The following is a 26,513-nucleotide window of genomic DNA, read 5'->3' on the forward strand; positions in this document are numbered from 1 at the left end:
CGGGGCCGGGTTTTATCGCGCTTTTGAATTCGTTCACCCGGGCATGGGCTGGAATTCCCCCGGCGCTCACAGCGGGTCAGGGGGGACCGGAGCCGTTCAGCCAGAACGCCCCGTACACCGCGCCGACCACCGCGAGACCCCCCAGCACCAGGGCTGACCTGCGCGGACGGGCACGCGCCAGGAGGAGCGCGAGGGGGAGCAGCAGCGGGAAGGCGGGCATCAGCAGCCGCGGTTTCGAACCGAAGTAGCTCGACGCGCACAGCGCCAGGAGCGTCACCAGGCCGCTGTGGACCAGCAAGGGGAGCGGCTGGCGCTGACGTACACCCACCCCGTACAGCCAGACGACTGACGCGACCCCGAGGACGAGCCCCGCACCGGCCAGGGCCGAGGGGAACGACGTGAACTTGCCGGCGACGAACCCGGCGAAGGCGTGGCCGCCGTCGAAGCCGTTGCGCCAGCCGGCCTGGACGTCGAGGTAGCCGAGCGGGCCCGCACCGGTGCGGTGGCCGACCCACAGCACGTATCCGGCGGTGCCCAGGGGAGCGAGGAGCATGCCGACCAGGCGACGGGCCGGGGAGGCCGCCGGGCCCGGCCCGCCGTGCTCCCCGGCCGCAGCCGCCACCCGCCGCGAAGGGTCCGTGCGCCGCTCCGCGACGAAGGAGGCGATCGCCGCCGCCCAGACCGCCGCGACCACCGCCGCCCCCACCGGCCGGGTCAGCCCCGCCGCCGAAGCCAGCACTCCCGCCGTGACCCAGCGGCCGGTCAGCACCGCGTACAGGGACCAGGCGGCCAGGGCCGTGAACAACGACTCGCTGTACGCCATCGACTGCACGATCCCCACCGGCAGGACCGCCCACAGCAGTACCGCGCACACCCCGGCCCGGCAGCCGTACACGTGGTCCGTCACCGCGAAGATCCCCCAGGCCGCGGCGAGGGAGGCGAGCAGGCTGACGACGAACCCGCCGTCCGCGTACGACAGCGGCGACACCACCGCCACCAGCCGCTCCAGCCAGGGCAGCAACGGGAAGAAGGCCAGGTTGGAGTGGACGTCGCCGTTCGGCAGTCGCACCTCGTAGCCGTAGCCGAGTTCGGCGACCCGGACGTACCAGAGCGCGTCCCAGCGGGCGGTGAGCAACGTGTACGCGCTCTTGTCCCGCGCCGCGCTCCACAGCAGCAGCGCGAGCAGGCCCAGGGCGCGGACGGCCGCGTATCCGAGGAGTGCCGGGGCCGCCCGGCGCAGCGCCCCGGCGCGCGGCGGGGCCGTGCGCGTCTGGAGATCGGTCACGGGCCCGATTATCGGCCCCGGCGGGAACCGGCCGGGCCGGCCGGGGCGTTTCCGGCGGCGAAGGGCAGTGGCGTACGCCACATCCTTCCGCCGAAGTCGTGAGAGGTCCGCCACTGGGCTCCGGCGTGGACTCGCGTACGCTGACGTGTCACTCGCTTTTCGTTTGCGCGGGCCGGAGATCCACCGCTCCTCTCCGGCCGAGTCGCGGGGGCGTCCCCCACCCCGTGAGCCCGCCGATCGCGAGGGAACATCTGGGAGGTACGTACATGTCCGGGACGACCACGGCCGCCGCTGCGCTGCGCCGTCGGGCGGCCGGGGCCGGTGCCAACCGCTGGGTGGTCCTCGTCGTCCTCTGCGTCAGCCTGCTGCTGGTCGCGGTCGACGCCACCGTGCTGCACGTGGCGGTTCCCGCCGTCACCGAGGACCTCAGGCCCGGCGGGATGGAGCTGCTCTGGATCGTCGACGTCTACCCACTGGTCTGCGCCTCGCTGCTGATCCTGTTCGGCACGCTGGGCGACCGTGTCGGCCGCAGACGGGTCCTGCTCCTCGGGTACGCCCTGTTCGGCGTGGCCTCCGGTCTCGCGGCCCTGGCCGACAGCGCCCAGGTCCTGATCGTGGCGCGGGCGCTGCTCGGCGTCGGCGGCGCGATGATCATGCCCGCGACCCTGTCGATCCTGCGGCAGGTCTTCCCCGACCGGCGCGAGCGCGCGCTGGCCATCGGCATCTGGAGCGCCGTGGCCGCGGTGGGTGCCGCGGTCGGGCCGCTGCTCGGCGGCTTCCTGCTGGAGCACTTCTGGTGGGGCTCGGTCTTCCTGGTCAACATCCCCCTGATGCTGGTCAGCCTCCCGGTGGGACGGCTGCTGCTGCCCGAGTCGAAGGGCGACGGCACGGGCCCGTGGGACGTGGTCGGGGCGCTGATGGCGGCGGCCGGCCTGTTCGGGGTCGTCCTGGGCGTGAAGCGGCTGGGCAGCGGCGAGTCCGTGGGGAGCCTGCTCACCGTGCTGCCGCTGGTGGCCGGTGCGGCCCTGCTGACCGCGTTCGTACGGCGGCAGCGGCGGCGGACGCATCCGCTGGTCGACCTGAGGATGTTCGCGCGCCCGGCGTTCAGCACGTCCGTCGGGTGCATCGTGCTGGCCATGCTCGCCCTGGTGGGCCTGGAGCTGATCGCCGCGCAGTACCTCCAGCTGGTGCTCGGGCTGTCGCCGCTGGAGACCGGGCTGCGGCTGCTGCCGCTGACGTTCGCCGCCATGGCGGCCGGACTGGCCGGGGCGCGCATGCTGCGGCGGTTCGGGCCGCGGCGGATGGTGTGCACGGGCTTCTGCCTGACCGCGTTCGCGGTGGTCCTGCTGACCGGGCTGGGACGGACCGACGAGTGCGCGCTGATGCTGGGCGGGTTCGTGCTGCTGGGCTTCGGCCTGGAGACGACGCTGTTCGGTGCGTACGAGTCCATGCTGAGCGAGGCCCCGCAGGAGCAGGCCGGCGGGGCGGCGGCGATCGGGGAGACGTCGTACCAGCTGGGAGCGGGCATCGGCATCGCGCTGCTCGGCACGGTGATGAACGCGGCGTACGCGCCGGGCCTGTCGCGGGTGCCCGGGGTGCCGGAGGGCGCGTCCTCCGCTGCCGGGCATTCGCTCGGGGAGGCCTACGAGGTCGCCGCCCAGCTGGGCGGTTCCGCCGGGGTCGCCCTGCGGCACGCGGCCCGGGACGCGTTCGTGCACGGGCTGCACGTCACGCTGCTGGTGAGCGCGGGGCTGCTGCTCCTGGGCGCGGCGATGGCACTGCGGCTGCCGCGGGCGATGCAGTGCGAGGCGGCGCCGGCGGGCCCGGTCGAGGTGCCCGCGCAGCGGGACGCGGCGGAGTCCCGCGTCTCGGTCTGACCGCCCCTTCGGCGACCCGGCCGCGCGGAGGTGAGGGGTCCGGACGGGTTCCCGTCCCGCGCGGCCGGCAGTGCGGGGTGGTGCGCAGGGCGGGGGAGGCCGTAGCGTCTCGGTTAGCGGTGCTAGTTAAAGAGCTTCGGAGGGTGTCGATCATGTCCGGTTCGTCCAAGCTGCCTCCCTTCGACCCCGCCGACCCCCTCGGCGTGGACGACCTGCTGGAGCCGGAGGACCTCGGCATCCGGGACACCGTCCGGGCCTGGGCCGCGGACCGGGTGCTGCCGAACGTCGCCGAGTGGTACGAGAAGGGGGAGCTGCCCGAGATCCGGGAACTGGCCCGGGAGCTGGGCGGTATCGGGGCCCTCGGGATGTCCCTGGAGGGCTACGGGTGCGCCGGCGCGAGCGCCGTGCAGTACGGGCTCGCCTGCCTGGAGCTGGAGGCCGCCGACTCCGGCATCCGCTCGCTCGTCTCCGTGCAGGGCTCCCTCGCCATGTACGCCATCCACCGCTTCGGCAGCGAGGAGCAGAAGCAGCACTGGCTGCCCCGGATGGCCGCCGGCGAGGTCATCGGCTGCTTCGGGCTCACCGAGCCCGACCACGGCTCCGACCCCGCTTCCATGCGCACCTACGCCAAGCGCGACGGCACGGACTGGATCCTCAACGGCCGCAAGATGTGGATCACCAACGGCTCGGTCGCCGGGGTGGCCGTCGTGTGGGCGCAGACCGAGGACGGCATCCGCGGGTTCGCGGTGCCCACCGAGACCGACGGTTTCTCCGCGCCGGAGATCAGGCACAAGTGGTCCCTGCGCGCCTCCGTCACCAGCGAGCTGGTCATGGACGACGTACGGCTGCCCGCCGACGCCGTCCTGCCCGAGGTCACCGGGCTGCGCGGACCGCTCGGCTGCCTGTCCCACGCCCGGTACGGAATCGTCTGGGGCGCCATGGGGGCGGCCCGCAGCTGTTTCGAGGCCGCGGTCGACTACGCGAAGTCACGGGAGCAGTTCGGCCGGCCCATCGGTGGCTTCCAGCTCACCCAGGCCAAACTCGCCGACATGGCGGTCGAACTGCACAAGGGGATTCTGCTCGCCCATCACCTGGGGCGGCGGATGGACGCCGGCCGCCTGCGTCCCGAGCAGGTCAGCTTCGGCAAGCTCAACAACGTGCGCGAGGCCATCGAGATCTGCCGGACGGCCCGCACGATCCTCGGGGCCAACGGCATCTCGCTCGAATACCCCGTGATGCGGCACGCGACCAACCTCGAATCGGTGCTCACCTACGAGGGCACCGTCGAGATGCACCAGCTCGTGCTGGGCAAGGCGCTCACCGGACTCGACGCCTTCCGGTAGGCGGGTCCGGTCGCACCCCGCGCGGGGGCGGGGCCGGTGAGCGGCCCTGCCTCAGCTCTGGTTGAAGAACCCGTCCGCGCGGTGCGCGGCCGGGTCGCCGTTGACGATCTCGGTGTGGGCGGGGGTCAGCAGGAACACCCGGGTCGACACCCGCTCGATCGAACCGCGCAGGCCGAAGATCAGCCCGGCGGCGAAGTCGACCACGCGCTTGGCGTCGGAGGCCTCCATGGCCGTGAGGTTCATGATGACCGGCACGCCCTCGCGGAACAGCTCGCCGATGGCGCGGGCGTCCCGGAAGCTGTCCGGGGTGACCGTGCCGATGCGCCGGCACTTCTCCTCGGCGACGTCCGAGGCCACCTTGACGCGCGGATCCGTGACCCAGGCCTCCCCGGGCTCGGTCCCGTCGGAGTAGTCGTCGTCGTAGTAACGCTCGTCTTCGTTGTCGTCGACGAGGCCAAGCCAGGCACTTGCCTTGCGTACCGATCCCATGGACGCCTCCTCTCACAGCGGTCTTTCTCTTTCCGCATCCCTATGGTCGTCCATGATGCGGATGGCGCGCCAAGTGGATAGACGCCGCGCGGGGGGTTTGTGACGGTACTGGTGCACAGCGAATCCGTCGAGAGTCCGTGTGTCCCAAGGGCCGTTTCCCAAACGGCTGCTGACTGTGAGTGAAATATGATTCTTCTCGGCGTACGGGTGACGGCCGGGGCGTACGGGTGAATGCGGGGGCCGATACGATGCCGCAGCTCAACGTCGCAACGAACCTCGGGGGAACGTCGTGTTCGGAATCGTCAGGCCGTGCAGACACCGGCTGGGAGAGAAGCTCGCCGGGCAGTGGATGGCGCATTTGTGCGGACTCTGCCTCGCACTCCGCGGAGACCACGGGCAGTTCGCCCGTATCGTGACGAACTACGACGGCCTTCTCGTATCGGTGTTGACGGAGGCTCAGGCCGAGCCGGGCGGGAATGCGCGGCGCACGGCCGGTCCCTGCCCGCTGCGCGGCATGCGCACCGCCTCCGTCGCGCACGGCGAGGGGGCCCGCCTGGCGGCGGCCGTCTCGCTGGTGCTGGCCTCGGCGAAGGTGCGGGACCACATCGGTGACGGGGACGGGCTGCTGGCCCGCCGGCCGGTGGCGCGGGCCGCACGCCGGGTCGCGGCGAGCTGGGACGCGGCCGGTGCCCGCACCGGCACCGCCGTGGGCTTCGACACCGCGGTCCTGCTCGACGCGGTGGACCGGCAGGGCGGCGTCGAGGCGCTGGCCGGACCCGGGACGCCCCTGCTCACGGTCACCGAGCCGACCGAGACCGCCACGGCAGCGGCCTTCGCGCACACGGCGGTCCTCGCCGGGCGGCCGGAGAACGCGGCGCCGCTGGCGGAGGCCGGGCGGTTGTTCGGGCGCCTCGCCCACCTGCTGGACGCCGTGGAGGACCTGCACACGGACGCTGCGGTGGGTGCCTGGAACCCGATCGCCGCGACGGGTACGCCCCTGGCGGAGGCGCGGCGGCTCGCCGACGACGCGGTGCACGGGGTGCGGCTGGCCCTGGAGGACGCCGAGTTCACCGACGGCAGGCTCGTGCACCTGCTCCTGGTGCACGAACTGCGGCGCTCGGTGGACCGGGCGTTCGGCACGGTGCCGGTGTGCGCCTCGCACCAGGGCGGCGGACCGTACGGGCAGCAGCCGCCGCAGGGGCCGTACGGCCAGCCGGGGCCTCACGGGCAGCAGGGCCCCTATGGCGGTTCGCCGCAGCACCCGTACGCCGGCGGGGGCGGGAACCCCTACGGCGGGGGAGGCGGCGGGGGCGGGTTCGGGGGCGACGGCTTCGGTGGCTTCGGCGCTCCGGTGCCCCAGCCGCCTCGCCGGCGCGGGTTCTGGGCGGGCTGCGGGATGTTCTGGCTGCTGTGCTGCACCTGCCAGATGTGCTGCGCCAAGGAGTACGAGGGGCCGTGGTCCCGCAAGAAGCGTGAGGGCGTCTGCCGGGACTGCGACTGCGACGGGTGCGACTGCTGCTGCCCCTGCGACGGCTGACCCGCCGCGTGTGACAGGGTCGCCCGTATGACGAGCGACGCGATCCAGGACTGGCAGCGGTGGCGCGAGCGGCGTGCGGAGACCGTCGCGGCGCCCCACGGGCCACTCGCGCTCATCGGCACGCACTGGATCGAGGACTATCCGGACGGTCGACTTCCGGACATCCCCGGGCGGTGGCGGGCCGACGGTGACGCGGTGGTGCTGATCGCCGCCGAAACGGACGGACTCGCGGTGGACGGACAGCCGTTCACCGGAGAGGTGCGGCTCACGGCCGACCCGGGGCCGGTCGCTCGCGCGAGGGTGGCGTACGGGCGGCGCCGGCTGGTTGTCCTGGTGCGCGAGGGGGTGTGGGGCGTGCGGGACTACGACCCCGAGTCTCCCGCGCGCCGGGCTTTCGGCGGTCTGCGCGTGACCCCGTACGACCCGCGCTGGGCGGTGCCGGGACGCTTCACGCCCTACGACGCCGGCGGCCGTACCGTTCGGGTGCCGAACGCCGACGGCCGGGAACGGGGACTCGGCCTCGGCGGGGAGCTGGCCTTCGAGCTGGACGGCCGGGAGCTGACCCTCCAGGTGACCGTCCGGCAGGACGGCTCGCTGTGGGCCGTGTTCGCCGACGCCACCAGCGGGAACGGCAGCTACCGCTTCCGGTTCCTCGAGCCCGGCGCGCCGGACGCCGAGGGGCGTACGACGGTCGACTTCAACCGGGCGCTCCTGCCGCCGTGCGCCTTCGCCGACCACTTCGTCTGCCCCTTCCCGCCGCCGGGCAACACCCTGGACGTCCCCATTGCGGCCGGAGAGCGCGTACGTGCGTGACGGGTGGGCCCCCGGGGACGGTAGGCAAAGATCGTTCAAAAGTTGACGACCGAAAGGCACCCTTGCGCCGACCGGCCGTTCGGCCGAATACTCCCCCTCAGCGCTTGTCAGGGGCACGGCGTGTTCGGAATCCGGACGGCCCGCCCCCGGCTGCGCCTCACGGGCCCGAAACCCCACGAGGGCCCCCGACTTCCTTTTGTGGAGGAACGACAAGTGAGGATCAAGCGCACCACCCCCAGCAGCGGCATCTCGAGACGGACCCGGCTGATCGCCGTCTCCACCGGCCTCGTCGCCGCCGCCGCGATCGCGATCCCCAGCGCGAACGCGTCCGACACCCCCACCGCCTTCAGTACCGCGGAGCTCAAGAGCGCCAGCGGTTCCATACTGAAGGCCGACATCCCGGGCACCGCCTGGGCGGTCGACAGCAAGACCAACCGGGTGCTTGTCACCGTGGACAGCACGGTCACCCAGGCCGAGATCGCGAAGATCAAGCAGCAGGCCGGCGGCAACGCCGACGCGCTGACGATCAAGCGCACGCCCGGCACCTTCAACAAGCTGATCCAGGGCGGCGACGCCATCTACGCGAGCAGCTGGCGCTGCTCCCTCGGCTTCAACGTGCAGAACAGCAGCGGTCAGCAGTTCTTCCTGACCGCCGGCCACTGCACCGACGGCGCCGGCACCTGGTACTCCAACTCGGGCCGCACCACGGTGATCGGCTCGACCACCGGCTCCAGCTTCCCGGGCAACGACTACGGCATCGTCCGTTACTCGGGCTCCGTCAGCCGGCCCGGTACCGCCAACGGCGTGGACATCACCCGCGCGGCCACCCCGGCCGTGGGCACCACCGTCATCCGTGACGGCTCCACCACCGGTACGCACAGCGGCCGGGTCACCGCCCTGAACGCCACCGTCAACTACGGCGGCGGCGACATCGTCTCCGGCCTGATCCAGACCACCGTCTGCGCCGAGCCGGGCGACTCCGGCGGCCCGCTCTACGGCAGCAACGGCACCGCCTACGGTCTGACCTCCGGCGGCAGCGGCAACTGCTCCTCCGGTGGCACCACGTTCTTCCAGCCCGTCACGGAGGCCCTGAGCGCCTACGGCGTCAGCGTCTACTAGGCCCTGCCGGGCAGCAGTTCAAGCATTCCCCGCCCCCGCACGCATCGCGTGCGGGGGCTTTCCCTTTGCCGTGCGGCGCCTCGTTCGGTGGGGACTGTGTGGAGATGGTGCGATGGTTCATCAATGTACTTTTTGGGGCGCTCGGTTGGTGCGGCGTGAGAGGGCGATTTTCAGCCATGGCCGGACCGCATAGCGTGCGTGCCCATTACTCGCGCGTAATGTTTGCTCTGCGAACGGGAGTTGATTGGGTCCGTTTTGACCATGCACGGTCACTATGAGGGGGCGTGCGCACCGCCGTCCGTGCGCGTCTCGAACTCGACCTTGTGTGCTCCGTGTTGATCTCGGAATAGTGGGCGCTCGTCAACGAAGCCTTCCGGCCTGCCGAGGTCCCCACAACCTCCTCGGGCCGACCCCCCACAGGAGGACCGAAGTTGAAGCATCGACGCATACCCAGGCGGCGTGCAGCCGTGGCAGGTGCGGGCATCGCCGCGCTGGTGGCCGCGGGAGTGACGTTCCAGACCGCGAACGCCAGTGAGAGCCCCCAGCCGTCCGCCCCCCGGACCCTGTCGGTCACGGCGGCCGGAAAGCTCGCCTCGACGCTGGCGCAGGACCTGGGCGGCGACGCGGCGGGGACGTACTACGACGCGAAGGCCAAGAGCCTCGTGGTGAACGTGCTCGACGAGGCCGCCGCACGCACCGTCGAGGAGGCGGGCGCCAAGGCGAGAGTCGTGGAGAACTCGCTCGCCGAGCTGAAGAGCGCCCGCGGCACGCTGAAGCAGGACGCGGCGATCCCCGGCACCTCCTGGGTGACCGACCCGACGACGAACACGGTCGTCGTGACCGCCGACCGCACGGTCTCCAGGACCGAGTGGGCGAAGCTCACCGAGGTCGTCGACGGGCTCGGCGCCAAGGCCGAACTGAAGCGCACGAAGGGGGAGTACAAGCCCTTCATCGCCGGCGGCGACGCGATCACCGGTGGCAGCGGCCGCTGCTCGCTCGGCTTCAACGTGGTCAAGGGCGGCGAGCCGTTCTTCCTGACCGCCGGTCACTGCACCGAGGGCATCTCCACCTGGTCCGACTCCAGCGGCCAGGAGATCGGCACCAACGCCGACTCCAGCTTCCCGGACAACGACTACGGGCTGGTCAAGTACACCGCCGAGGTGGACCACCCGAGCGAGGTGAACCTGTACAACGGGTCCACCCAGAAGATCTCGGGTGCCGCGGACGCCACCGTCGGCATGCAGGTCACGCGCAGCGGGTCCACGACCCAGGTGCACGACGGCAAGGTCACGGGTCTGGACGCCACCGTGAACTACGGCAACGGCGACATCGTGAACGGCCTCATCCAGACCGACGTGTGCGCCGAGCCGGGCGACAGCGGCGGCTCGCTGTTCTCCGGTGACAAGGCCGTCGGCCTCACGTCCGGCGGCAGCGGTGACTGCACCTCGGGCGGGGAGACGTTCTTCCAGCCGGTGACCGAGGCGCTGTCCGCGACCGGGACGCAGATCGGCTGACGCGCGAGCGCGTCCGATGCGTGAGGCCCCGCCCCTTCCGGGGGGCGGGGCCTCACGCTGTCACTGCGCCGGCCTTGCCGCCGTGCCGTCCCCCTCCCCGGAGGCGGCGTTCCTGCGGTGCCGCAGGGCCGCCGCCGCCAGGGTGATCGCGGTGCCCGCCACCGCCCACGCCGCCAGGACCAGCATCGGGCCGGTCAGGGCGTTGTTGCCGAAGTAGGCGATGGAGCGGGCCGACCAGGTGCCGGCCCCCGGGGGCAGCGCCGGCCCGATGGCCTTCCAGAAGGGCGGCAGCAGCGGCGGGGGCAGGGCGCCGCCCGCGCTCGGGTTGCCGAGGATCACCACCAGCAGGATGACCAGCCCGATGCCGACCGTGCCGAACAGGCCCTGCAGGGCCAGGGTGGCCGCTCCCACGGCGAAGATGACCAGGGTGCCCAGCCCCCACAGGGCGGCCGTGCCGCCGGGGAGGGCGTCCAGGGCCGGGCCGGTGATGAGAGCCCCGCCGAGTCCGCCGGCGATCGCGACCAGGGCCATCACGGCCAGCCGGATGGCGGCACGGGAGACGTTCGAGGGCTTCGCCCCGGCACTGATGGCCAGGGCCGCCGCGCCCAGGTAGCCGCCCACGCACCAGCCGATCACCAGGTAGAAGGACGACAGCCCGTTGGGGTCGTGGCGCGCGGACGGGACCACGTCGACGGTGCGGATCGTGCGCCGCTCGGACTTCTCCAGCGTGGTGACGAGGCTCGTCAGGGTGGTGGAGAGGATCCTGCCGCCGCCGGAGGCGACCAGGAGGGTGTCGGTGGTGCCGCGGGGGTCGACGACCAGGGCGGCGTCGATGTCGCGGTTCTCGATCCGCGCCCGGGCCGTCGCCGCGTCGGGCAGCGCGCGGGGGTCCAGCGGAGTGCCGGGGAGCCGTTCCAGGCGGGCCCTCGCCTGCTCGGCCGCGGCCCCGGGTGCCACCACGCCGAAGGGCACGTCCTTGGGTCTGGGGTCGTGGAGCGCTCCCACGTACGAGGCGATGAACAGCAGCTGGAGCGCGACCACGCCCACGACGAGCAGGGTCGCCCGGGGGGTGACGGCGTCTGTCAGCTCGGTGCGGAACGAGCGGTGCGGCATGCCTCCACCGTCAGGGGACACCCGGTGTTTCCGCAGGTGGGGCGGGGCCGAACGGATGTCGCACACTTATTCGAAAATTGGTTTATGGTGGGGGTGAGGTAGCTGGGAACAGATGTTCGAGAGCGGTCGCTCACGAGTGCGGGAGGTGCGTGTGCCGGGGTTCACGCATCTGCACACCGTCTCCGGATTCTCGCTGCGCCACGGGGCCTCGCATCCGGAACGGCTGGCCGAGCGCGCCGTGGAGCGGGGCATGGACGCCCTGGCGCTGACCGACCGCGACACCCTCGCCGGAGCGGTCCGGTTCTCGAAGGCCTGCGCCAAGGCGGGGGTCCGCCCGCTGTTCGGCGCCGACCTGGCGGTCGCGACGGCGGAGCCGCCCGAGACGGCCGGCCCGCGGGGGCGGCGCCGGACCCCGGTGCGGGGCGGGGCCTTCGTCGACGAATCGGCTCCCCGCGTCACCTTCCTGGCCCGGGACGGGGCCCGCGGCTGGGCCGGACTGTGCCGGCTCGTCTCGGCCGCCCACGAGGGCGAGGGCACCCCCCTGCTGCCCTGGGAGCGCCACCACGGCGAAGGGCTGACCGTGCTGCTCGGACCCGACTCCGACGTCGGGCGCGCCCTGGCCGCGGGCCGTCCCGACCGGGCGGCACGGTTGCTCGTGCCCTGGCGCGAGGTCTACGGCGACGACCTGCGGCTGGAGGCCGTCTGGCACGGCCGGCAGGGCACCGGCCCCGGCTCGCTGCGGCTGGCCGCCCGTACCGTCGGGTTCGCCGCCGAGCAGCGGATCCGGCCCGTGCTCACCAACGCCGTGCGCTACGCCGACCCCGGGCTGGGGCCGGTCGCCGACGTGCTGGACGCCGCCCGGCGGCTGGTGCCGATCGACCCGGCCGGGGAGCTGGACTCCGGTGAGGCCTGGCTCAAGGGCCCGGGGGACATGGCGCACGCCGCCGAGCGGATCATGGAGGCCGCGGGGTTCCGGCCGGGCACCGCCCACCGGCTGCTGGAGCAGACCGAGGTCACCGCCGCCGAGTGCCGGGTCGACCCCGAGGGGGATCTGGGGATCGGCACCGTCCACTTCCCCGAACCGCATCTGGTCGGCGCCGGGCGCCGCAGCGCCCAGCGGACCCTGGCCTCACGGGCCGCGGCCGGGATGGTGCTGCGCGGCTACGACCGGCGGCGCGCGTACTGGGAGCGGATGCACCACGAGCTGGACATCATCGCCCACCACGGGTTCGCCTCCTACTTCCTCACCGTCGCCCAGGTGGTCGACGACGTACGGGCCATGGGGATCCGGGTGGCCGCCCGGGGGTCCGGGGCCGGATCGCTGGTCAACCACCTGCTCGGGATCGCGCACGCCGACCCGATCGAGCACCGGCTGCTGATGGAGCGGTTCCTGTCCAAGGAGCGGGTCGTGCTGCCCGACATCGACATCGACGTCGAGTCCGCCCGCCGGCTGGAGGTCTACCGCGCGATCATCGACCGGTTCGGCACCGAGCGGGTGGCGACGGTCGCGATGCCCGAGACGTACCGCGTACGGCACGCCATCCGCGACGTGGGGGCCGCCCTGTCCATGGACCCGGCCGAGATCGACCGGGTCGCCAAGGCCTTCCCGCACATCCGGGCCCGCGACGCCCGCGCCGCCCTGGAGGAACTGCCCGAGCTGCGCGCGCTGGCGGGCGAGAAGGACACGTACGGGAAGCTGTGGGAACTGGTCGAGGCGCTGGACGCCCTGCCGCGCGGGGTGGCCATGCACCCGTGCGGGGTGCTGCTGTCCGACGCCTCGCTGCTGTTGCGCACGCCGGTCATGCCGACCAGCGGCGAGGGCTTTCCGATGTCGCAGTTCGACAAGGACGACGTGGAGGAGCTCGGGCTGCTGAAGCTGGACGTGCTCGGGGTGCGGATGCAGTCGGCGATGGCGCACGCGGTGCGGGAGGTGGAGCGGGCGTCGGGGGAGCGGGTGGAGCTGGACGCCCTCCCGCCGGACGACCCCGCGACGTACCGGCTGATCCGGTCCACGGAGACGCTCGGCTGCTTCCAGATCGAGTCGCCCGGGCAGCGGGACCTGGTCGGGCGGCTGCAGCCCGCCGGCTTCCACGACCTGGTCGTCGACATCTCGCTGTTCCGGCCCGGGCCGGTCGCCGCCGACATGGTGCGGCCGTTCATCGAGGCCCGGCACGGGCGGGCGCCGGTCCGCTACCCGCACGCGGACCTGCAGGAGCCGCTGGAGGAGACCTACGGGGTCGTCGTCTTCCACGAGCAGATCATCGACATCGTCGCCCGCATGACCGGTTGCGGGCGCGGCGAGGCCGACCGGGTGCGGCGCGGACTGTCCGACCCCGAGTCGCAGGCGCGGATCAAGGTGTGGTTCGCCCAGCACGCGGCGGCGAACGGCTATGACGCGGAGACGATCCGGCGCACCTGGGAGATCGTCGAGGCCTTCGGCAGCTACGGCTTCTGCAAGGCGCACGCGGTCGCCTTCGCCGTGCCGACCTACCAGTCGGCCTGGCTGAAGGCGCACCACCCGGCCGCGTTCTACGCGGGGTTGCTCACGCACGACCCCGGCATGTACCCCAAGCGGCTGCTGCTGGCGGACGCACGGCGGCGCGGGGTGCCCGTGCTGCCGCTGGACGTGAACAAGTCGGGAGTCGCACACCGTATCGAACTGGTGTCCGGTAAGTGGGGGCTGCGGTTGGCCCTTTCGGACGTGCACGGCATCAGCGAGGCCGAGGCGGCGCGGATCGCCGAGGGGCAGCCGTACGCCTCCCTGGTCGACTTCTGGGAGCGGGGCCGGCCCAGCCGTCCGCTGGCGCAACGGCTCGCCCAGGTGGGCGCGCTGGACGCGTTCGGCGCCAACCGCCGGGACCTGCAACTGCACCTGACCGAGCTGCACCGGGGAGCACGGGGCGGCGGCGGGGGCCAGCTGCCGCTGGCCGGCGGCCGGAAGACGGCCCCGGCCGGGCTGCCCGACCTCACCTCCTCGGAGCGGCTCAGCGCCGAGCTGGGCGTGCTCTCCATGGACGCCACGCACCATCTGATGGACGACCACCGGGAGTTCCTCGACGAACTGGGCGTGGTGTCGGCGCGGCGGCTGCGGGAGGTCCGCAACGGGGAGACGGTGCTGGTCGCGGGCGCCAAGGCGGCCACCCAGACACCGCCGATCCGCTCCGGCCGGAGGGTCATCTTCACCACCCTGGACGACGGCACGGGCCTGGTCGACCTCGCCTTCTTCGACGACTCGCACGACACCTGCGCCCACACCGTCTTCCACTCCTGGCTGCTGCTGGTGCGCGGGGTGGTGCAGCGGCGCGGCCCGCGCAGTTTCAGCGTGGTGGGCGCAGCCGTCTGGAACCTCGCGGACCTGCTGGAGGTACGCCGGGACGAAGGGCTGGAAGGGGTCGCCGCCCGGCTGGCGGGCACCGGCGAACCCGGCGGTTCCGGCGACGACGGCGAGGGGGCCGCGCGCCGCAGGCTCGCCGGTTCGGAAGGGGCGCCCGCGCCGGCCGGCTCGGCGGCCCGGGATCCGATGGAACAGCGGAAGATCCGCATGGCCACGGGGTACGAGATGCACCCCTGGGCCGATCTGCGTCCCGCGGGTGAAGGGCCCGCGGTGGGAAGGAAGTTGTGGCACCAGAGTCCGGGGAGTGCGGGATGACCATCCTCTGCGTACGTTTCCAGCTGCCTCCGACGAGCGAGGCCGGCCTGCCCCACCTGCTCGGGATGCTCGAGGAGTTCACGCCGGTCGTCCAGGCCCTGCCGCCGGACGGGGCACTGGCCGATCTGCGGGGTGCCGAGCGGTACTTCAAGCGGGACGCCGTCGAACTGGCCTCGGTGATCAGGGTGCGCGCGCTCGCGCTGCACGGCGTCGACTGTGTGATCGGCGCCGGGCCCGGTCCGATGGTGGCACGCATGGCGATGAACGACGCCGTGCCCGGGGTGACGCGCGTGGTGCCCGGCGAACGGGACGCCGTCGTGGAGTACCTCGCGGACAAGCCCGTCGCCGTGCTGCCCGGAGTGGGCGCCGCGATCTCCCGCACCCTGACCGACTACGGCCTCGACACCCTCGGCCGGGTCGCCGCCGCCCCCCTGTCCACGCTCCAGCGGCTGATCGGCGCCAAGGCCGGCCGTGAGCTGCGCGAGAAGGCGAACGGCGTCGACCGGGGCCGGGTCGTACCGAACGCCGTCTCCCGGTCCCTCGCCGCGGAACGCCCCTTCGGGCGCGACGAGCTGAACCCGGACCGGCACCGGCGGGCCCTGCTGTCGGCCGCCGAGGAGATCGGGGCCCGGCTGCGCGCCCTGGAGAAGGTCTGCCGCACCCTCACCCTCACCGTGCGCTACGCCGACCGGTCCGCCACCACCCGCAGCCGCACCCTGCCCGAACCGACCGCGCACTCCCCGGCGCTGACCAGAACCGCGTACGGCATGTACGAGGCGCTCGGGCTGCAGCGCGCCCGGGTCCGTGCGATCGCCCTGCGCGCCGAAGGGCTCGACCCCGCCGACCGGGCCGCCCACCAGCTGACCTTCGACCCCGTGGACGAGAGGGTCCGCCGCATCGAGGAGGTCGCGGACCGCGCCCGGGCCAAGTTCGGCCCTCGGGCGGTGATGCCCGGGGGGTTGGGCGGGGCGGCGGCGTAGAGCCGTCCGCCTGACCTCAGTTGGCCCACGGCGGCACCAGGCGGGTGCCGTCGGCCAGCGTCGCCTCCAGGCCCACCGAGGTGGTGACCCAGGAGCGCGCGGTCCGGTCGGTGGGGTTCTCCACGGTCAGGGTGGCGCCGGCCCCGACGATCACCGTGTCGCCCGCGGTGATCCGCTCGGTGCGGCCGTCCAGCGTGATCAGCAGCTCGCCCTCCAGCAGATGGAAGATCTCCTCACGGCTGACGGTGTGCGCCGGCGCTCTGAGACCGGCGGGAATCTCACCGCGCCAGGCGCACAGCTCCTCGCTGCCGCTGCGCGGGGTGGCGTACGAGATGAAGCGGGCGCCGTGGATCTCATGGGTGACGGCTTCCGAGGAGTGGACGATGGGCATGACGGCCTCCTAGTGGTCAAGTAGCTTGACCATATAGTCAAGCTACTTGACCGATACGTCAAGGGTGTTTCAATGCATGCGTGCAGAACTCCGAGGCCATGGCCCTGTCCGCCGCCCTGCTCGCCGCCGCCGGCGGGCTCACCCAGCGCATCCACGAGGGCGTGGTCGCCCGGGGGTTCGAGGGGTTGCGGCCCGCGCACGGCTTCGCTTTCGCCCGGCTCGCTCCGGACGGGGCGACGGTCACCGACCTGGCCGTCCATCTCGGAGTGACCAAGCAGGCCGCGAGCCAGCTCGTCGACGAGATGGTCCGCAAGGGCTACGCCGAGCGGCGGCCGCACCCCGAGGACGCGCGGGCGCGGCTGGTGGTGCTGACCGGGCGCGGCCGGGAGTGCACCCGGGCCGCGGAGCAGGCGGCCGCCGATGCCGTGCGGGAGTGGAGTGCGGTGCTGGGGGAGAGGGAAGTGCTGGGCCTGCGGGAGCAGTTGCTGCGGATCGCTCCGCAGGGGCCCGTCCGGCCCGCGTGGTGACGGGGTGCCGGACGGGTTCGGCTGCGCCGGTTACCACCGGAAGTTTTTACTGACGCGTAACTTCCCAGTTTCGCTACCCGCCCGTAACTTGACGAGTGAACAGCATCCTCGTGATCCGGATCACAGGCGTCGTGCCGTCGCACCTCCCTTGAGCCGCAAGGAGATCACCCGATGCTGCCCTGGAAACGAGTGCTCAGACCCCTGGCCGCCCTGCTGCTGACCGCCGCGGCCGTCACCCTCCCCGCCTCCACCGCCCGGGCCGCCGGGGCCCCCAGCTCCGGCTGGAACGACTACTCCTGCAAGCCCTCCGCCGCCCACCCCCGGCCCGTCGTCCTCGTCCACGGCACCCTCGGCAACTCCGTCGACAACTGGCTGGGCCTCGCGCCCTACCTCCAGGTCCGCGGTTACTGCGTCTTCTCCCTGGACTACGGCCAGTTGGAGGGCGTCCCCTTCTTCCACGGCCTGGGACCGGTCGAGAAGTCGGCCCACCAGCTCAGGGACTTCGTCGACCGGGTGCTCACCGCCACCGGCGCCGGCGAGACCGACATCGTCGGCCACTCGCAGGGCGGCATGATGCCCCGCTGGTACCTGCGGTTCCTCGGCGGAGCCGACAAGGTGAACGCCCTGGTCGGCATCGCGCCCAGCAACCACGGCACCGACCTGAACGGCTTCACCGCGCTGCTGCCCTACTTCCCGGGCGCCGCGGACCTGCTGTCGGAGAACACCCCCGCCCTCGCCGACCAGGTCACCGGCTCCGACGTCCTCCGCCGGCTCAACGCGGGCGGCGACACCGTGCCCGGTGTGCGCTACACCGTCATCGCCACCAAGTACGACGAGGTGGTCACGCCCTGGCGCAACCAGTACCTGACCGGGCCCGGGGTGCGCAACGTCCTGCTGCAGGACCTGTGCCCCGTCGACCTCTCGGAGCACGTGGCGATCGGGCTGCTGGACCGGATCGCCTTCCACGAGGTGGCCAACGCCCTCGATCCGGCGCGGGCCACACCGACCACCTGCGCTTCGGTGTTCAGCTGACACGTGTCAGTGAAACGTTTCGGGGCCTGTCCGGCCTGAGCCGCCGGACAGGCCCCGAGTCAGGGGGCGGTGGGCCGGGTCACCGGCCGTGCCGGCCGCCCGTCGCCGCCCGGCGCCGGGTGGTCAGGAACAGGGCCGACGCCCCGAGCGCCAGGGCGGCCGCGCCGCCCACCGCGACGTACGGGGTGCTGCTGTCGCCGCCGGTCTCGGCCAGGTTCTCCGTCGCACCGGCCGGCTCGGGCCGGTTGGGCGCGGCCGCGGCCGCCTCCGTCCGCCCGGCGGCGGGCTCGGACTCCTTCGCCCCGCCCTCGTCGTCGCGCTCGGGGGCCGCGGCGGGCTCGGCCGAGGTGCGGGCGTCGTGGTCGCCGTGCCCGTGGTTCTCGACGGTCGACTTGTCGCTGCCGTCCTCGATCTGCTCCCTGGTCGGGGCCGAGGCGGACGGCGCCGGGGCCGCACCGGCGTCACCGCTGCCCGCCGCGGCGCCGCCGAAGCTGACGTCGGAGCAGGAGTAGAACGCCTCCGGGCTGTCCGACCGCTGCCAGACCGCGTACAGCAGGTGCTTGCCCGAGCGCTGGGGCAGCGTGCCGGAGAACGTGTAGAAGCCGCCCGAGGCCGCCGGGTCGGTGGACGTCGCCACCGGGTTCCGCAGGTCCAGGTCGCTCCAGGCGAGCGGGCCGGCCGCGTCGTAGCCGGGCTTGGTGATGTACACCTTGAAGGTGCCCTTGTGCGGCGCCGTCACCCGGTACTTGAAGGTGTACGCGCCGCTCTGCACGGCGGTGGCCGGCCAGTCGGAGCGGGCCAGGTCGAGCCCCTTGAACTGCTCGTTGTTCGCGCTGCACAGCTTGCCGTCGGGTATGAGCTCCTGGTGCCGGCCGGCCGCGTCGCCGATCCGGACGCCGTTCCAGTCGTACAGGGCCTGGGTGCCGCCCGCCGCGACCGCCGCCTTGCACGCGGCCGACTTCGGGCTCTCCGGGCCCTCGGCGAAGCACTGCGCGACCCGGCTGACCGGGTCGCCCATCGAACCGTGCGCCGCCGCGGGGGCGGTGCCCAGCGCGGTCAGGGCGAGCGGGAGACCGCCGACGGCGGCGACGGCGGCGGCCTTGCGGCGTGCGGACATGCGGGAACTCCTCGAAACGGTGCGTGGGCCGGGCCCGATCGGGCCGGATCCCGTGGGGTGATCCGAAGCTAGCCCCACGGGACCGCGAAATCGCCTGCTGAGGAGGGGTGGAGGAGATCCTTATGGCCCGCTTAAGGGAGTGCTCAGCCTGACATCAGGTAGGCACAGGCAAGCGGCTGCCCGGACGCGTGCGTCTCATGGCCGGCACCGGCCGCTCACACGTCCGGCCACCAGGTGCGGGCGATGTCCTTGCGGACCTCCGGGCGCCCGGCGGGACGCTCGTCGGCCTCCTCGCGGACCCGGCGGACGTCCGTCTTCTTCAAAGGCTTCTGCACGGTCGTACGGCGCATGGCGGCCTCCTTACCGGTCCACCGGGTTCCGCGTTCTCACGGAGGTAGACCTTTCGGGGGAGGTTTACTCATCGCTGCCGTGCTGTCAGTGGCGGCAGTCACGATTCGGATGTCAGTGGCAGGTGTCACTCTCGGTGCCATGACGACGCATGACGATGAAGCTGTGACCTGCACGGACGTCGACTGGGACGCGCGGGCGGCCACCTTCGACGAGGAACCCGACCACGGCCTGCGCGATCCCGCGGTGCGCCGCGCCTGGGCCGCCCGGCTGCGGGACTGGCTGCCCGGACGGCCCGGGGACGTCCTCGACCTCGGCTGCGGCACCGGCAGCCTGTCACTGCTCGCGGCCGAGCAGGGGCACCGGGTGACGGGCGTGGACCGCTCCCCGGCCATGGTGACCCTGGCACGGCAGAAGCTCGCCGGACGCGACGCGGTGTTCCTCCTCGGGGACGCCGCGTCACCGCCCGTCGGGGAGCGGCGCTTCGACGCCGTGCTCGTCCGGCACGTCCTGTGGGCCCTGCCCCACCCCGCCCGCGCCCTGCGGCACTGGCTGGGGCTGCTGCGCCCCGGCGGACGGCTCGTCCTCGTCGAGGGCGTCTGGGGGAGCACCGACCCGGTCGGCATTCCCGTCGAGCGGCTCACCGGTCTGCTCGCACCCGTCGCCGGGCGGGTGCGGGTGCACCGGCTCTCGGACGATCCCCTGCTGTGGGGCGGCCCGGTGACCGACGAGCGGTACGCGGTCGTCGCCGTGAGCGGTGGCTCAGGCCAGGAGCGCGGTGAAGTCGCCGCCCCGGGCGAGTGACTCCAGTTCGTCCAGTGCGGCCGACGCGGCCCGGGCCGCGTCCGGGTCCGACTCGGCCAGGCCGCTCTCGGCGAACTCGTCCTCGTCCAGACGCCGTACGTCCGTGCCGTCCGCCGAGCGCCACAGGTCGAGGTCGAGATCCTCCACGACCAGCTCCGGTCCGGAGCGCCGGGCGGGGCGGGTCACGTCGCAGTACCAGCCCTTCAGTGCGCCCGTCGCGGAGCGCACCTCCTTGATCGCGTACCAGCGGTCGCGCCAGTAGTACTCCGTGAAGACGTCCCCGGACTCGAAGCGGACGAAGCCGAAGTCGCGCACGCCGGAGCCGGCCCACGGAGCGCGGACCGCGACCCGCGTGCCGTCGTCCGACAGCAGCTCACCCCGGTAACGGATCTTCGTACGGCCCGCCTTGACGAGGACGACGTCCAGCGGGACGGGCCCGTCAGCCGAGTTCGCGGACATACCTGACCTCCGTCGCGCACACCTCGTAACCGAACCGGCGATTGACGGCGATCATGGGCGCGTTGCCCGTGTCGTTGCCGGTGAACGCCTCCGTGCACCCCGCCGCGCGGGCGCGGTGCAGGGAGTCGTTCTTGACGAGCCTGGCCAGGCCCCGGCCGCGGAACTCCCGGGCCGTGCCGGTCATGGCGGTGCCGTAGCGGCGGTCGCCGTCGGTGTACGCCACGGTGAAGGCGGCGGGCCGGCCGTCGACGAGCGCGACCGTGGTCAGATCGAGGTCCAGCAGCGGGTGCTTCCAGTTCTCCTCGACCCAGGCCTCGTAGTCCGTGAACTCGACGTCGATGTCGCTCGGTTCGTCCGACGAGGTCGCAGCGTCCAGGTCGAACAGCGGGCGCGGATCGCCGGCGAAGTCGGCGGCGGTGCGCAGCTCGACACCGGGTGGCGGGTCCTGACGGGGCGGCAGCGTGCCCCCGGCCAGGTCCAGCCGCAGGAAGTAGGCGGAGCGGCTGGCGGTGAAGCCCTTCCGCTCGGCGAACGCCCGGTTGCCCGGCTCGTCCAGCACCCAGGTGAACAGCTTGCGGACCCCGAGCGCCGCCAGCCGCTCCTCGGCGGTGCGCAGCAGAAGCGAACCGGCGCCGCGCCCTTCGCGGCCCGGGCGCACGTAGATGTTGGCCGAACCCTGGCCGGGTTCCGGGCTGTCGTGGGCGACGCCGATCTGCGCCGTGCCGACGACCTCGCCGTCCTCCTCGGCGACCAGCTGGCCGAAGTGGGCGTCGGGGTGGGCGTGCGTCAGGGTGTGCAGCACCGACTCGGGCGTGGACAGCATGTAGGGCAGGGCCAGGCGGCGGGTCGCGGAGAACCCCTCGGCGTCGGCTCGGACATCGGGTCGCAGGTCGCGCACGATCACGGTCATGGGGGCGGACGTTACGCGGGCACTCCTCACGGGTGCCTCTCATTTTCCGCCGGGTACGGGACAATCGGCCCGTGAGCTTGAGCATCGACATCGACGACAGCGCCCCGCCGTACGAGCAGGTGCGGGCCCAGATCTCCGAACAGGCGCGCTCCGGTGCGCTGCCGGTGGGCTACCGGCTGCCGACCGTGCGGGGCCTGGCCGAGTCGCTGGGCCTCGCGGCGAACACCGTCGCCAAGGCCTACCGGGCGCTGGAGGCGGACGGGGTGATCGAGACGCGCGGGCGCAACGGCACGTTCGTGGCCGCCGCGGGTGCGGCGGCCGACCGGGAACTGGCGTCCGCCGCGCAGGCGTACGCGGAGCGGGCCCGCCGGCTCGGGCTGGGGGAGGACGCCGCGCTGGCCGCGGTCCGCGACGCCCTGCGGGCGGTCCACGGGAGGTGAGCTCCCCGTCCGCCGGGTGCACCCCTCAGGTGCGGACCAGGCGCCCGGGCGTCCGTGTGAGGTCCAGGCCCGCCGAGCGCCCGATGCGGGCGAAGGCCATCGCGTCCTCCACCGCCGCGCCGCCCGGGTCGTTGTTGAAGTACGCGTAGACGTCCTCGCCGTCCGGCCAGGTGGTGGCGATGCGGTCGAGCCAGGTGGCCAGCGAGCGCCGGCCGTAGCGGGGCCAGGGCCGGGCGCGTCCCTGGTGGAAGCGGACGTAGCCCCAGTCGGTGGTGCGCCACAGCGGGGTCGCCGGGCGGGCCAGGACGTCGGCCCAGCACAGGGCGGCGCCCCGGGACTCCAGCACCGCGCGGACCTGCGGGGTCCACCACGAGTCGTGCCGGGGCTCCACCGCCACCCGGGCCGGGGCGGGGAAGCGGGCCAGGCAGGCGTCCAGCAGACCCGGGTCGGCCCGCAGGGTGGGCGGGAGCTGGAGCAGCACCGGGCCGAGCCGGTCGCCGAGACCCGCCGCGTGGCTCATCAGCCGGTGCACCGGCTCCTCGGGCTCCTTGAGCCGCTTGATGTGGGTCAGGTAGCGGCTCGCCTTCACGGCCACCACGAAGTCCCCGGGCACCCGTTCCCGCCAGCCCTCGAAGGTCTCCCGCGACGGCAGCCGGTAGAAGGCGTTGTTGATCTCGACCGCGGCGAAGCGCGCCGCGTACTCCTCCAGCCAGAGCCGCACCGGGAGCCCGGCCGGGTACAGCACGCCCCGCCAGTCCTTGTACTGCCAGCCGGACGTGCCCACGAACAGGGTCATAGCCCCATCAAAACACCGGCGCGGACGGACCTCCTACAGATACAGGCCCGCGTCGGCGTCACCGCGCGGCTCGGGCAGGGACGTCGGGGACGTGCCCCGGCGCAGGGCGTACAACTCCGCCAGCGTGGCGCCCTCGCGGCCGACGCCGTCCTCACGGCCCAGCCAGCCCACCGCCTCCGCGCGGGTCAGCGGGCCCACCTCGATGCGGGCCAGGCAGCGGCCCGGCCGGACCACGGCCGGGTGCAGGCGCTCCAGGTCCTCGTTGGTGGTGACTCCCACCAGGACGTTGCGCCCCTGGCCGAGCAGTCCGTCGGTCAGGTTCAGCAGCCGGGACAGCGCCTGGCCCGCGGTGTGCTTGGCCTCGCCGCGGATCAGTTCGTCGCAGTCCTCCAGGAGCAGCAGCCGCCAGCGGCCCTTGCCGCCGGCGTCGTCCTCGCCGATGGCGATGTCCATGAGGTAGCCGACGTCGGAGAACAGCCGCTCGGGGTCCAGGACGCAGTCCACCTGGCACCAGTCGCGCCAGGACCGGGCGAGGGTGCGCAGCGCGGAGGTCTTGCCGGTGCCGGGCGGGCCGTGGAGCAGCAGCAGCCGGCCCGCGATGTCCTCGGGCGTGGTCTTCATCAGCCGGTCCATGGCCTCGGCGACGGGCGCCGTGTAGTTGGGCCGGACCTCGTCCCAGGTGCCCGCCGCGATCTGCCGGGTGGTGCGGTGCGGACCGCGGCGCGGGGAGACGTACCAGAAGCCCATCGCGACGTTCTCGGGCTGCGGTTCGGGTTCGTCCGCCGCTCCGTCGGTGGCCTGGCCGAGGATCTTCTGCGCCAGCTCGGCGCTGGTCGCCGTCACCGTGACGTCGGCGCCGCGGTTCCAGCGGGAGATGAGCAGCGTCCAGCCGTCGCCCTCGGCGAGGGTGGCGCTGCGGTCGTCGTCCCGGGCGACGCGCAGGACCCGCGCGCCGGGCGGCATCAGCGTCGCGCCGGAGCGCACCCGGTCGATGTTCGCCGCGTGGGAGTACGGCTGCTCGCCCGTCGCGAAGCGGCCGAGGAACAGCGCGTCGACGACGTCGGACGGGGAGTCGGAGTCGTCGACGTTGAGCCGGATCGGCAGCGTTTCGTGCGGGTTTCCAGACATGCCGCCATGATCCGGCACGGGACCGCCGCGTGCACCCGTTTTCCGGTGCACGCGGCGGGTCCCGCCCGGTCGTGTCAGCCGCCGGACCGGGCGACCGCGCGGGCCGCCCGCCGGGCCCGGCGCACCACGGCGTACCCCCGGGTGAGGGCCCTGTCCCGGGCGAACGTCCGGGCGATCGCCCGGCCCTCCACCATCCGCTCGAACTCCTCGATGCCCGTGTCGCGGCGCACCGTCACCCGCCGCAGGGCGTACGGCCCCTGGGCCCGGCGCGCGAGGCCGTTGCCGACGGCGAGGGCCTGTGCGTACCCCGTCTCGCGCACCACCTGCCGGACCCGGCGGGTGGAGTAGCCGTAGGGATAGGCGAACGAGGCCGGGACGGTGCCCAGCTGGTCCGAGACGATCTCCTTGCAGTGGATCAGCTCGAACCGCAGGGTGGCCTCCGAGACCTGGTCGAGCTGCGGGTGGCTGTGGCTGTGCCCGCCGATCTCGACGCCGGCCGACGCCAGCGCGCGGACCTGGTCCCAGTCCAGCATGGTGTCCAGCCCGCCCCCGGTGTCGTACGGTCCGCGCAGCCAGCCGGTCGCGACGAACAGGGTCGCCGGGAAGCCGTGCTTGGCCAGGGCGGGCAGGGCGTGCCGGTGCACGCCCTCGTAGCCGTCGTCGAAGGTGACGAGGACCGGCCGGCCGGGCAGCGGGCGGCCGGAGCGCCAGCACGCGGCGAGCCCCGCCGTGGTGAGCGGCGTGAGGCCCCGGTCGGCGAGCACCGCCATCTGCTCGGCGAACGCCTCCGGGGTGACCGACAGGGCGCGCGTCGCCCGGTTCGGATCGGTGGCGACCGCGTGGTACATGAGGATCGGCACCCGCGCGTCGGTCACGAACCGGCTCCTTCCCGTACGGCCCGCGGCCCGGGGGCGGGAACCGCCGGTGCCGCCGCCTCGTCCGCGGTACCCGCGCCCGTCGTCACCTCGGGCACCCGGAACGTGGCGCCGCCGCGGCGCACGCGGAGGGAGCCGACGAGGTAGCCGCCCGCCGCCGTGAGCACCCCGGCGACGATCGCGCCGGCCCGGCCCGCACCGCCCGGCCGGGCCAGCAGGGCGTCGCGCAGGCCCCGGGCCACCCCGGCCGGCAGGACCCGGGTGGCGTACCGGCGTTCGGACTCCAGGCCCTTGTCCGTGCCGACGCTGCGGGCCACGAGGGCCTTGGACAGGCCTTCGGCCCAGGTGCGGGAGCGGAAGTAGCGGAAGCGCTCGCGCACGGCGGGCACGCGGTGGTGGATGACCGCACGGTCGTCGATCAGCAGCACCGCCTCGGGCAGGGCCCGCGACAGACGGATGCACAGTTCCGTCTCCTCGCAGCCCAGGGGGCGCTTGTCGCCGTCCCGGCCGATGCCGGTGGCGAAACCGCCGGCCGCGTCGAAGGCGCTGCGGCGGAACGAGGCGTTGCCGCCCAGCACGTTGCGCACCCGGACCCGGCCGGGCGGCAGCCCCCGGTAGGTGCAGCCCACCACCCAGTCGAACTCCTCCGGGAACCAGTGCGGCCGCCGCCCCGACGCCCAGGAAGGCACCGTGCGCCCGCCGACCGCCATCACCCGCGGATCGGCGTACGCCTCGGCGAAGTGCCGCAGCCAGTCCCGCTCGGCCACGGCGTCGTCGTCGAGGAAGGCCACGATCTCGCCGCGGGCCGCCGCGATACCGGTGTTGCGGCCGGCGGACAGGCCGCGGGGACCGGCGTTGGCGAGCACCCGCACCTCGCCGGCCTCCTTGTACTCCCTCGCGAGCCGGTCCCGGAGCGTCTCGTTGTGGTCGACGACCAGCAGCGTCTCCGACGCGGGCCGGGACTGCGCCCGCACCGAGGAGACCGCCGCGAGGATGTCCTCCCAGCGGTCCTCGGTGTACGCGCAGATCACGACGGAGACGTCGGGACCGCTCAAGACACCTCTCCCCGCACCGCCGCCGGCACCGACGACGGCCGGGACGAACGGCGCCGCAGAGCACGGCGGTTGGAGCGCTCCTGGAGGATCACGCGCAGGACCCGCAGACCGTCCCGCACGGCCCGCAGGTTGCTCGTGCCGTGGATGCGCAAGTACTCGTGGCTCGGGATCTCCTGCACCTTCAGCCCGGCCTTCACCACCCGGATGTTCATCAGGGTCTCGACCTCGAAGCCGGTGCAGTCCAGGTCGATCTTGTCCAGGCAGTGCCGCCAGAAGGCGTTGTAGCCGTAGCACAGGTCGGTGTACCGGGCGCCGAACTTGCGGTTGACGGCCGTGCACAGGGCCCAGTTGCCGAGCTTGCGGATGAAGGTCATGTCGTCGGTGCCGCCGCCGTTGGCGAAGCGGGAGCCCTTGGCGAAGTCCGCGCCGGAGACCAGCGCGGAGACGTACGACACGATCTCGTTGCCGTCGGCCGAGCCGTCCGCGTCGACCATCACGATGATGTCGCCGGTGCACGCCTGGAAGCCGGTGATCAGAGCGTCGCCCTTGCCCTTGCCGCGCTGCTCGACGACCTTGACGCCGGGCCACAGCTCGCGGGCCACCTGGACGGTGTCGTCGGTGGAGTTGCCGTCGACCAGGACCACCTCGTGGATCCAGTCGGGCAGGGTCTTGAAGACGTACGGCAGGTTCTCCGCCTCGTTCATCGCCGGGATGACGACGCTCACGGGCGGCGCGATGGCCAGGTGTGAGGAGACGGGGCGGTACTTGGCTGCGGTCGGCGGATGCTCTTCCGTCACGGCCGGCTGCAGAGCTGAACTCATGAGTCTGGGCCCTCTCGTCCGGTGGACCGCCCCCCCAGGGCAGTCCGGATCCAGTCCGGGTCGAAAGGGGGGTTCTCACCCGAGGCACGCC

The 26,513-nt window shown here is 73.2% G+C and carries 25 protein-coding genes; 12 read left to right on the forward strand and 13 right to left on the reverse strand.

Annotation, left to right across the window (positions count from 1 at the left end):
- Positions 1 to 76: 76 nt before the first annotated feature.
- Positions 77 to 1,285: a mannosyltransferase family protein gene (locus tag ACZ4M5_RS18730; RefSeq protein ID WP_467738136.1), complete on the reverse strand. Its 1,209-nt coding sequence runs from the start codon at positions 1,283 to 1,285 to the stop codon at positions 77 to 79.
- Positions 1,286 to 1,551: 266 nt separating this feature from the next.
- Here ACZ4M5_RS18730 and ACZ4M5_RS18735 point away from each other — a divergent pair, with 266 nt between their 5' ends.
- Both ACZ4M5_RS18735 and ACZ4M5_RS18740 read left to right on the forward strand, forming a co-directional pair.
- Positions 1,552 to 3,162, forward strand: a complete 1,611-nt coding sequence (locus tag ACZ4M5_RS18735) for an MFS transporter (protein WP_467738138.1) — start codon at positions 1,552 to 1,554, stop codon at positions 3,160 to 3,162.
- A gap of 152 nt (positions 3,163 to 3,314) precedes the next feature.
- Positions 3,315 to 4,505, forward strand: a complete 1,191-nt coding sequence (locus tag ACZ4M5_RS18740; protein WP_467738140.1) for an acyl-CoA dehydrogenase family protein — start codon at positions 3,315 to 3,317, stop codon at positions 4,503 to 4,505.
- Between the two features lie 51 nt (positions 4,506 to 4,556).
- On the opposite strand, the gene ACZ4M5_RS18745 is transcribed toward ACZ4M5_RS18740, so the two are convergent.
- Entirely contained in the window at positions 4,557 to 4,994 is a 438-nt protein-coding gene (locus tag ACZ4M5_RS18745) for a cell division protein SepF (RefSeq protein WP_467738142.1), read from the reverse strand.
- 289 nt (positions 4,995 to 5,283) lie between these two features.
- On the opposite strand from ACZ4M5_RS18745, the gene ACZ4M5_RS18750 reads away from it, so the two are divergent.
- From ACZ4M5_RS18750 to ACZ4M5_RS18765, 4 genes are all read left to right on the forward strand, one after another.
- Positions 5,284 to 6,531: a DUF5685 family protein gene (locus ACZ4M5_RS18750; RefSeq protein WP_467738144.1), complete on the forward strand. Its 1,248-nt coding sequence runs from the start codon at positions 5,284 to 5,286 to the stop codon at positions 6,529 to 6,531.
- A 27-nt stretch (positions 6,532 to 6,558) separates the two neighbouring features.
- Positions 6,559 to 7,344, forward strand: a complete 786-nt coding sequence (locus ACZ4M5_RS18755; RefSeq protein WP_467738146.1) for a DUF1684 domain-containing protein — start codon at positions 6,559 to 6,561, stop codon at positions 7,342 to 7,344.
- 213 nt (positions 7,345 to 7,557) lie between these two features.
- Positions 7,558 to 8,463, forward strand: a complete 906-nt coding sequence (locus ACZ4M5_RS18760) for a S1 family peptidase (RefSeq protein WP_369198067.1) — start codon at positions 7,558 to 7,560, stop codon at positions 8,461 to 8,463.
- A gap of 431 nt (positions 8,464 to 8,894) precedes the next feature.
- Positions 8,895 to 9,977, forward strand: a complete 1,083-nt coding sequence (locus ACZ4M5_RS18765; RefSeq protein WP_467738148.1) for a S1 family peptidase — start codon at positions 8,895 to 8,897, stop codon at positions 9,975 to 9,977.
- Positions 9,978 to 10,037: 60 nt separating this feature from the next.
- Here the strand turns inward: ACZ4M5_RS18765 and ACZ4M5_RS18770 are convergent, their stop codons facing one another.
- Positions 10,038 to 11,090, reverse strand: a complete 1,053-nt coding sequence (locus ACZ4M5_RS18770; protein WP_467738150.1) for a DUF3533 domain-containing protein — start codon at positions 11,088 to 11,090, stop codon at positions 10,038 to 10,040.
- 151 nt (positions 11,091 to 11,241) lie between these two features.
- On the opposite strand from ACZ4M5_RS18770, the gene ACZ4M5_RS18775 reads away from it, so the two are divergent.
- Both ACZ4M5_RS18775 and ACZ4M5_RS18780 read left to right on the forward strand, forming a co-directional pair.
- Positions 11,242 to 14,739: a DNA polymerase III subunit alpha gene (locus ACZ4M5_RS18775; protein ID WP_467738152.1), complete on the forward strand. Its 3,498-nt coding sequence runs from the start codon at positions 11,242 to 11,244 to the stop codon at positions 14,737 to 14,739.
- On the forward strand, positions 14,736 to 15,719 hold the full coding sequence (locus tag ACZ4M5_RS18780) for a DNA polymerase Y family protein (RefSeq protein ID WP_467738154.1): 984 nt from the start codon (positions 14,736 to 14,738) through the stop codon (positions 15,717 to 15,719). The genes ACZ4M5_RS18775 and ACZ4M5_RS18780 overlap by 4 nt, the downstream gene beginning before the upstream one ends.
- Positions 15,720 to 15,735: 16 nt before the next feature.
- Here ACZ4M5_RS18780 and ACZ4M5_RS18785 read toward each other — a convergent pair whose 3' ends face one another.
- A complete protein-coding gene (locus tag ACZ4M5_RS18785; RefSeq protein ID WP_467738156.1) occupies positions 15,736 to 16,110 on the reverse strand; it encodes a cupin domain-containing protein in 375 nt (124 codons plus the stop codon).
- An 80-nt stretch (positions 16,111 to 16,190) separates the two neighbouring features.
- Here ACZ4M5_RS18785 and ACZ4M5_RS18790 point away from each other — a divergent pair, with 80 nt between their 5' ends.
- On the forward strand, positions 16,191 to 16,637 hold the full coding sequence (locus ACZ4M5_RS18790) for a MarR family winged helix-turn-helix transcriptional regulator (protein ID WP_467738158.1): 447 nt from the start codon (positions 16,191 to 16,193) through the stop codon (positions 16,635 to 16,637).
- Between the two features lie 171 nt (positions 16,638 to 16,808).
- Complete coding sequence (locus ACZ4M5_RS18795; protein WP_467738160.1) at positions 16,809 to 17,669, forward strand: esterase/lipase family protein; 861 nt, start codon at positions 16,809 to 16,811, stop codon at positions 17,667 to 17,669.
- Positions 17,670 to 17,748: 79 nt separating this feature from the next.
- On the opposite strand, the gene ACZ4M5_RS18800 is transcribed toward ACZ4M5_RS18795, so the two are convergent.
- Positions 17,749 to 18,786 carry a lytic polysaccharide monooxygenase auxiliary activity family 9 protein gene (locus ACZ4M5_RS18800; protein ID WP_467738162.1) on the reverse strand — a complete coding sequence of 346 codons (1,038 nt, stop codon included), beginning with the start codon at positions 18,784 to 18,786 and terminating at the stop codon, positions 17,749 to 17,751.
- Between the two features lie 215 nt (positions 18,787 to 19,001).
- The gene (locus tag ACZ4M5_RS18805; protein WP_467738164.1) at positions 19,002 to 19,136 is read right to left on the reverse strand and encodes a hypothetical protein; all 135 of its coding nucleotides are present in this window, start codon (positions 19,134 to 19,136) and stop codon (positions 19,002 to 19,004) included.
- A 139-nt stretch (positions 19,137 to 19,275) separates the two neighbouring features.
- On the opposite strand from ACZ4M5_RS18805, the gene ACZ4M5_RS18810 reads away from it, so the two are divergent.
- Complete coding sequence (locus ACZ4M5_RS18810) at positions 19,276 to 19,938, forward strand: class I SAM-dependent methyltransferase (protein ID WP_467738166.1); 663 nt, start codon at positions 19,276 to 19,278, stop codon at positions 19,936 to 19,938.
- On the opposite strand, the gene ACZ4M5_RS18815 is transcribed toward ACZ4M5_RS18810, so the two are convergent.
- Both ACZ4M5_RS18815 and ACZ4M5_RS18820 read right to left on the reverse strand, forming a co-directional pair.
- Positions 19,897 to 20,397: a ribonuclease FAU-1 family protein gene (locus tag ACZ4M5_RS18815; protein WP_467738168.1), complete on the reverse strand. Its 501-nt coding sequence runs from the start codon at positions 20,395 to 20,397 to the stop codon at positions 19,897 to 19,899. The two genes, ACZ4M5_RS18810 and ACZ4M5_RS18815, sit on opposite strands and share 42 nt — an antisense overlap.
- The gene (locus ACZ4M5_RS18820; protein ID WP_467738170.1) at positions 20,378 to 21,307 is read right to left on the reverse strand and encodes a GNAT family N-acetyltransferase; all 930 of its coding nucleotides are present in this window, start codon (positions 21,305 to 21,307) and stop codon (positions 20,378 to 20,380) included. The genes ACZ4M5_RS18815 and ACZ4M5_RS18820 overlap by 20 nt, the downstream gene beginning before the upstream one ends.
- Positions 21,308 to 21,378: 71 nt before the next feature.
- Between ACZ4M5_RS18820 and ACZ4M5_RS18825 the strand changes: the two genes are divergently transcribed.
- Positions 21,379 to 21,747 carry a GntR family transcriptional regulator gene (locus tag ACZ4M5_RS18825; protein ID WP_467738172.1) on the forward strand — a complete coding sequence of 123 codons (369 nt, stop codon included), beginning with the start codon at positions 21,379 to 21,381 and terminating at the stop codon, positions 21,745 to 21,747.
- A 25-nt stretch (positions 21,748 to 21,772) separates the two neighbouring features.
- On the opposite strand, the gene ACZ4M5_RS18830 is transcribed toward ACZ4M5_RS18825, so the two are convergent.
- The 5 genes from ACZ4M5_RS18830 to ACZ4M5_RS18850 all read right to left on the reverse strand — a co-directional run bounded on the left by ACZ4M5_RS18830 (position 21,773) and on the right by ACZ4M5_RS18850 (position 26,422).
- On the reverse strand, positions 21,773 to 22,543 hold the full coding sequence (locus ACZ4M5_RS18830; RefSeq protein WP_467738174.1) for a DUF72 domain-containing protein: 771 nt from the start codon (positions 22,541 to 22,543) through the stop codon (positions 21,773 to 21,775).
- Positions 22,544 to 22,576: 33 nt separating this feature from the next.
- Positions 22,577 to 23,671, reverse strand: a complete 1,095-nt coding sequence (locus ACZ4M5_RS18835) for a DUF5925 domain-containing protein (protein ID WP_467738176.1) — start codon at positions 23,669 to 23,671, stop codon at positions 22,577 to 22,579.
- 74 nt (positions 23,672 to 23,745) lie between these two features.
- Entirely contained in the window at positions 23,746 to 24,546 is an 801-nt protein-coding gene (locus ACZ4M5_RS18840; protein WP_467738178.1) for a polysaccharide deacetylase family protein, read from the reverse strand.
- Positions 24,543 to 25,601, reverse strand: coding sequence for a glycosyltransferase family 2 protein (locus ACZ4M5_RS18845; RefSeq protein ID WP_467738180.1), 1,059 nt, complete (start codon positions 25,599 to 25,601; stop codon positions 24,543 to 24,545). The genes ACZ4M5_RS18840 and ACZ4M5_RS18845 overlap by 4 nt, the downstream gene beginning before the upstream one ends.
- Positions 25,598 to 26,422, reverse strand: a complete 825-nt coding sequence (locus ACZ4M5_RS18850; RefSeq protein WP_467738182.1) for a glycosyltransferase family 2 protein — start codon at positions 26,420 to 26,422, stop codon at positions 25,598 to 25,600. Before ACZ4M5_RS18850 ends, ACZ4M5_RS18845 begins: the two co-directional genes overlap by 4 nt.
- Positions 26,423 to 26,513: the final 91 nt, after the last annotated feature.

Source organism: Streptomyces sp. NPDC026246 (genome assembly GCF_055567995.1).

What these genes read in the sequence shown, in the direction of transcription:
- ACZ4M5_RS18735 (WP_467738138.1), top strand. Translation starts at nt 1,552, where the DNA reads ATGTCCGGGACGACCACGGCCGCCGCTGCGCTGCGCCGTCGGGCGGCC.
- ACZ4M5_RS18740 (WP_467738140.1), top strand. Translation starts at nt 3,315, where the DNA reads ATGTCCGGTTCGTCCAAGCTGCCTCCCTTCGACCCCGCCGACCCCCTC.
- ACZ4M5_RS18745 (WP_467738142.1), bottom strand. Translation starts at nt 4,994, where the DNA reads ATGGGATCGGTACGCAAGGCAAGTGCCTGGCTTGGCCTCGTCGACGAC.
- ACZ4M5_RS18755 (WP_467738146.1), top strand. Translation starts at nt 6,559, where the DNA reads ATGACGAGCGACGCGATCCAGGACTGGCAGCGGTGGCGCGAGCGGCGT.
- ACZ4M5_RS18770 (WP_467738150.1), bottom strand. Translation starts at nt 11,090, where the DNA reads ATGCCGCACCGCTCGTTCCGCACCGAGCTGACAGACGCCGTCACCCCC.
- ACZ4M5_RS18780 (WP_467738154.1), top strand. Translation starts at nt 14,736, where the DNA reads ATGACCATCCTCTGCGTACGTTTCCAGCTGCCTCCGACGAGCGAGGCC.
- ACZ4M5_RS18785 (WP_467738156.1), bottom strand. Translation starts at nt 16,110, where the DNA reads ATGCCCATCGTCCACTCCTCGGAAGCCGTCACCCATGAGATCCACGGC.
- ACZ4M5_RS18795 (WP_467738160.1), top strand. Translation starts at nt 16,809, where the DNA reads ATGCTGCCCTGGAAACGAGTGCTCAGACCCCTGGCCGCCCTGCTGCTG.
- ACZ4M5_RS18800 (WP_467738162.1), bottom strand. Translation starts at nt 18,786, where the DNA reads ATGTCCGCACGCCGCAAGGCCGCCGCCGTCGCCGCCGTCGGCGGTCTC.
- ACZ4M5_RS18805 (WP_467738164.1), bottom strand. Translation starts at nt 19,136, where the DNA reads ATGCGCCGTACGACCGTGCAGAAGCCTTTGAAGAAGACGGACGTCCGC.
- ACZ4M5_RS18810 (WP_467738166.1), top strand. Translation starts at nt 19,276, where the DNA reads ATGACGACGCATGACGATGAAGCTGTGACCTGCACGGACGTCGACTGG.
- ACZ4M5_RS18815 (WP_467738168.1), bottom strand. Translation starts at nt 20,397, where the DNA reads ATGTCCGCGAACTCGGCTGACGGGCCCGTCCCGCTGGACGTCGTCCTC.
- ACZ4M5_RS18820 (WP_467738170.1), bottom strand. Translation starts at nt 21,307, where the DNA reads ATGACCGTGATCGTGCGCGACCTGCGACCCGATGTCCGAGCCGACGCC.
- ACZ4M5_RS18830 (WP_467738174.1), bottom strand. Translation starts at nt 22,543, where the DNA reads ATGACCCTGTTCGTGGGCACGTCCGGCTGGCAGTACAAGGACTGGCGG.
- ACZ4M5_RS18835 (WP_467738176.1), bottom strand. Translation starts at nt 23,671, where the DNA reads ATGTCTGGAAACCCGCACGAAACGCTGCCGATCCGGCTCAACGTCGAC.
- ACZ4M5_RS18850 (WP_467738182.1), bottom strand. Translation starts at nt 26,422, where the DNA reads ATGAGTTCAGCTCTGCAGCCGGCCGTGACGGAAGAGCATCCGCCGACC.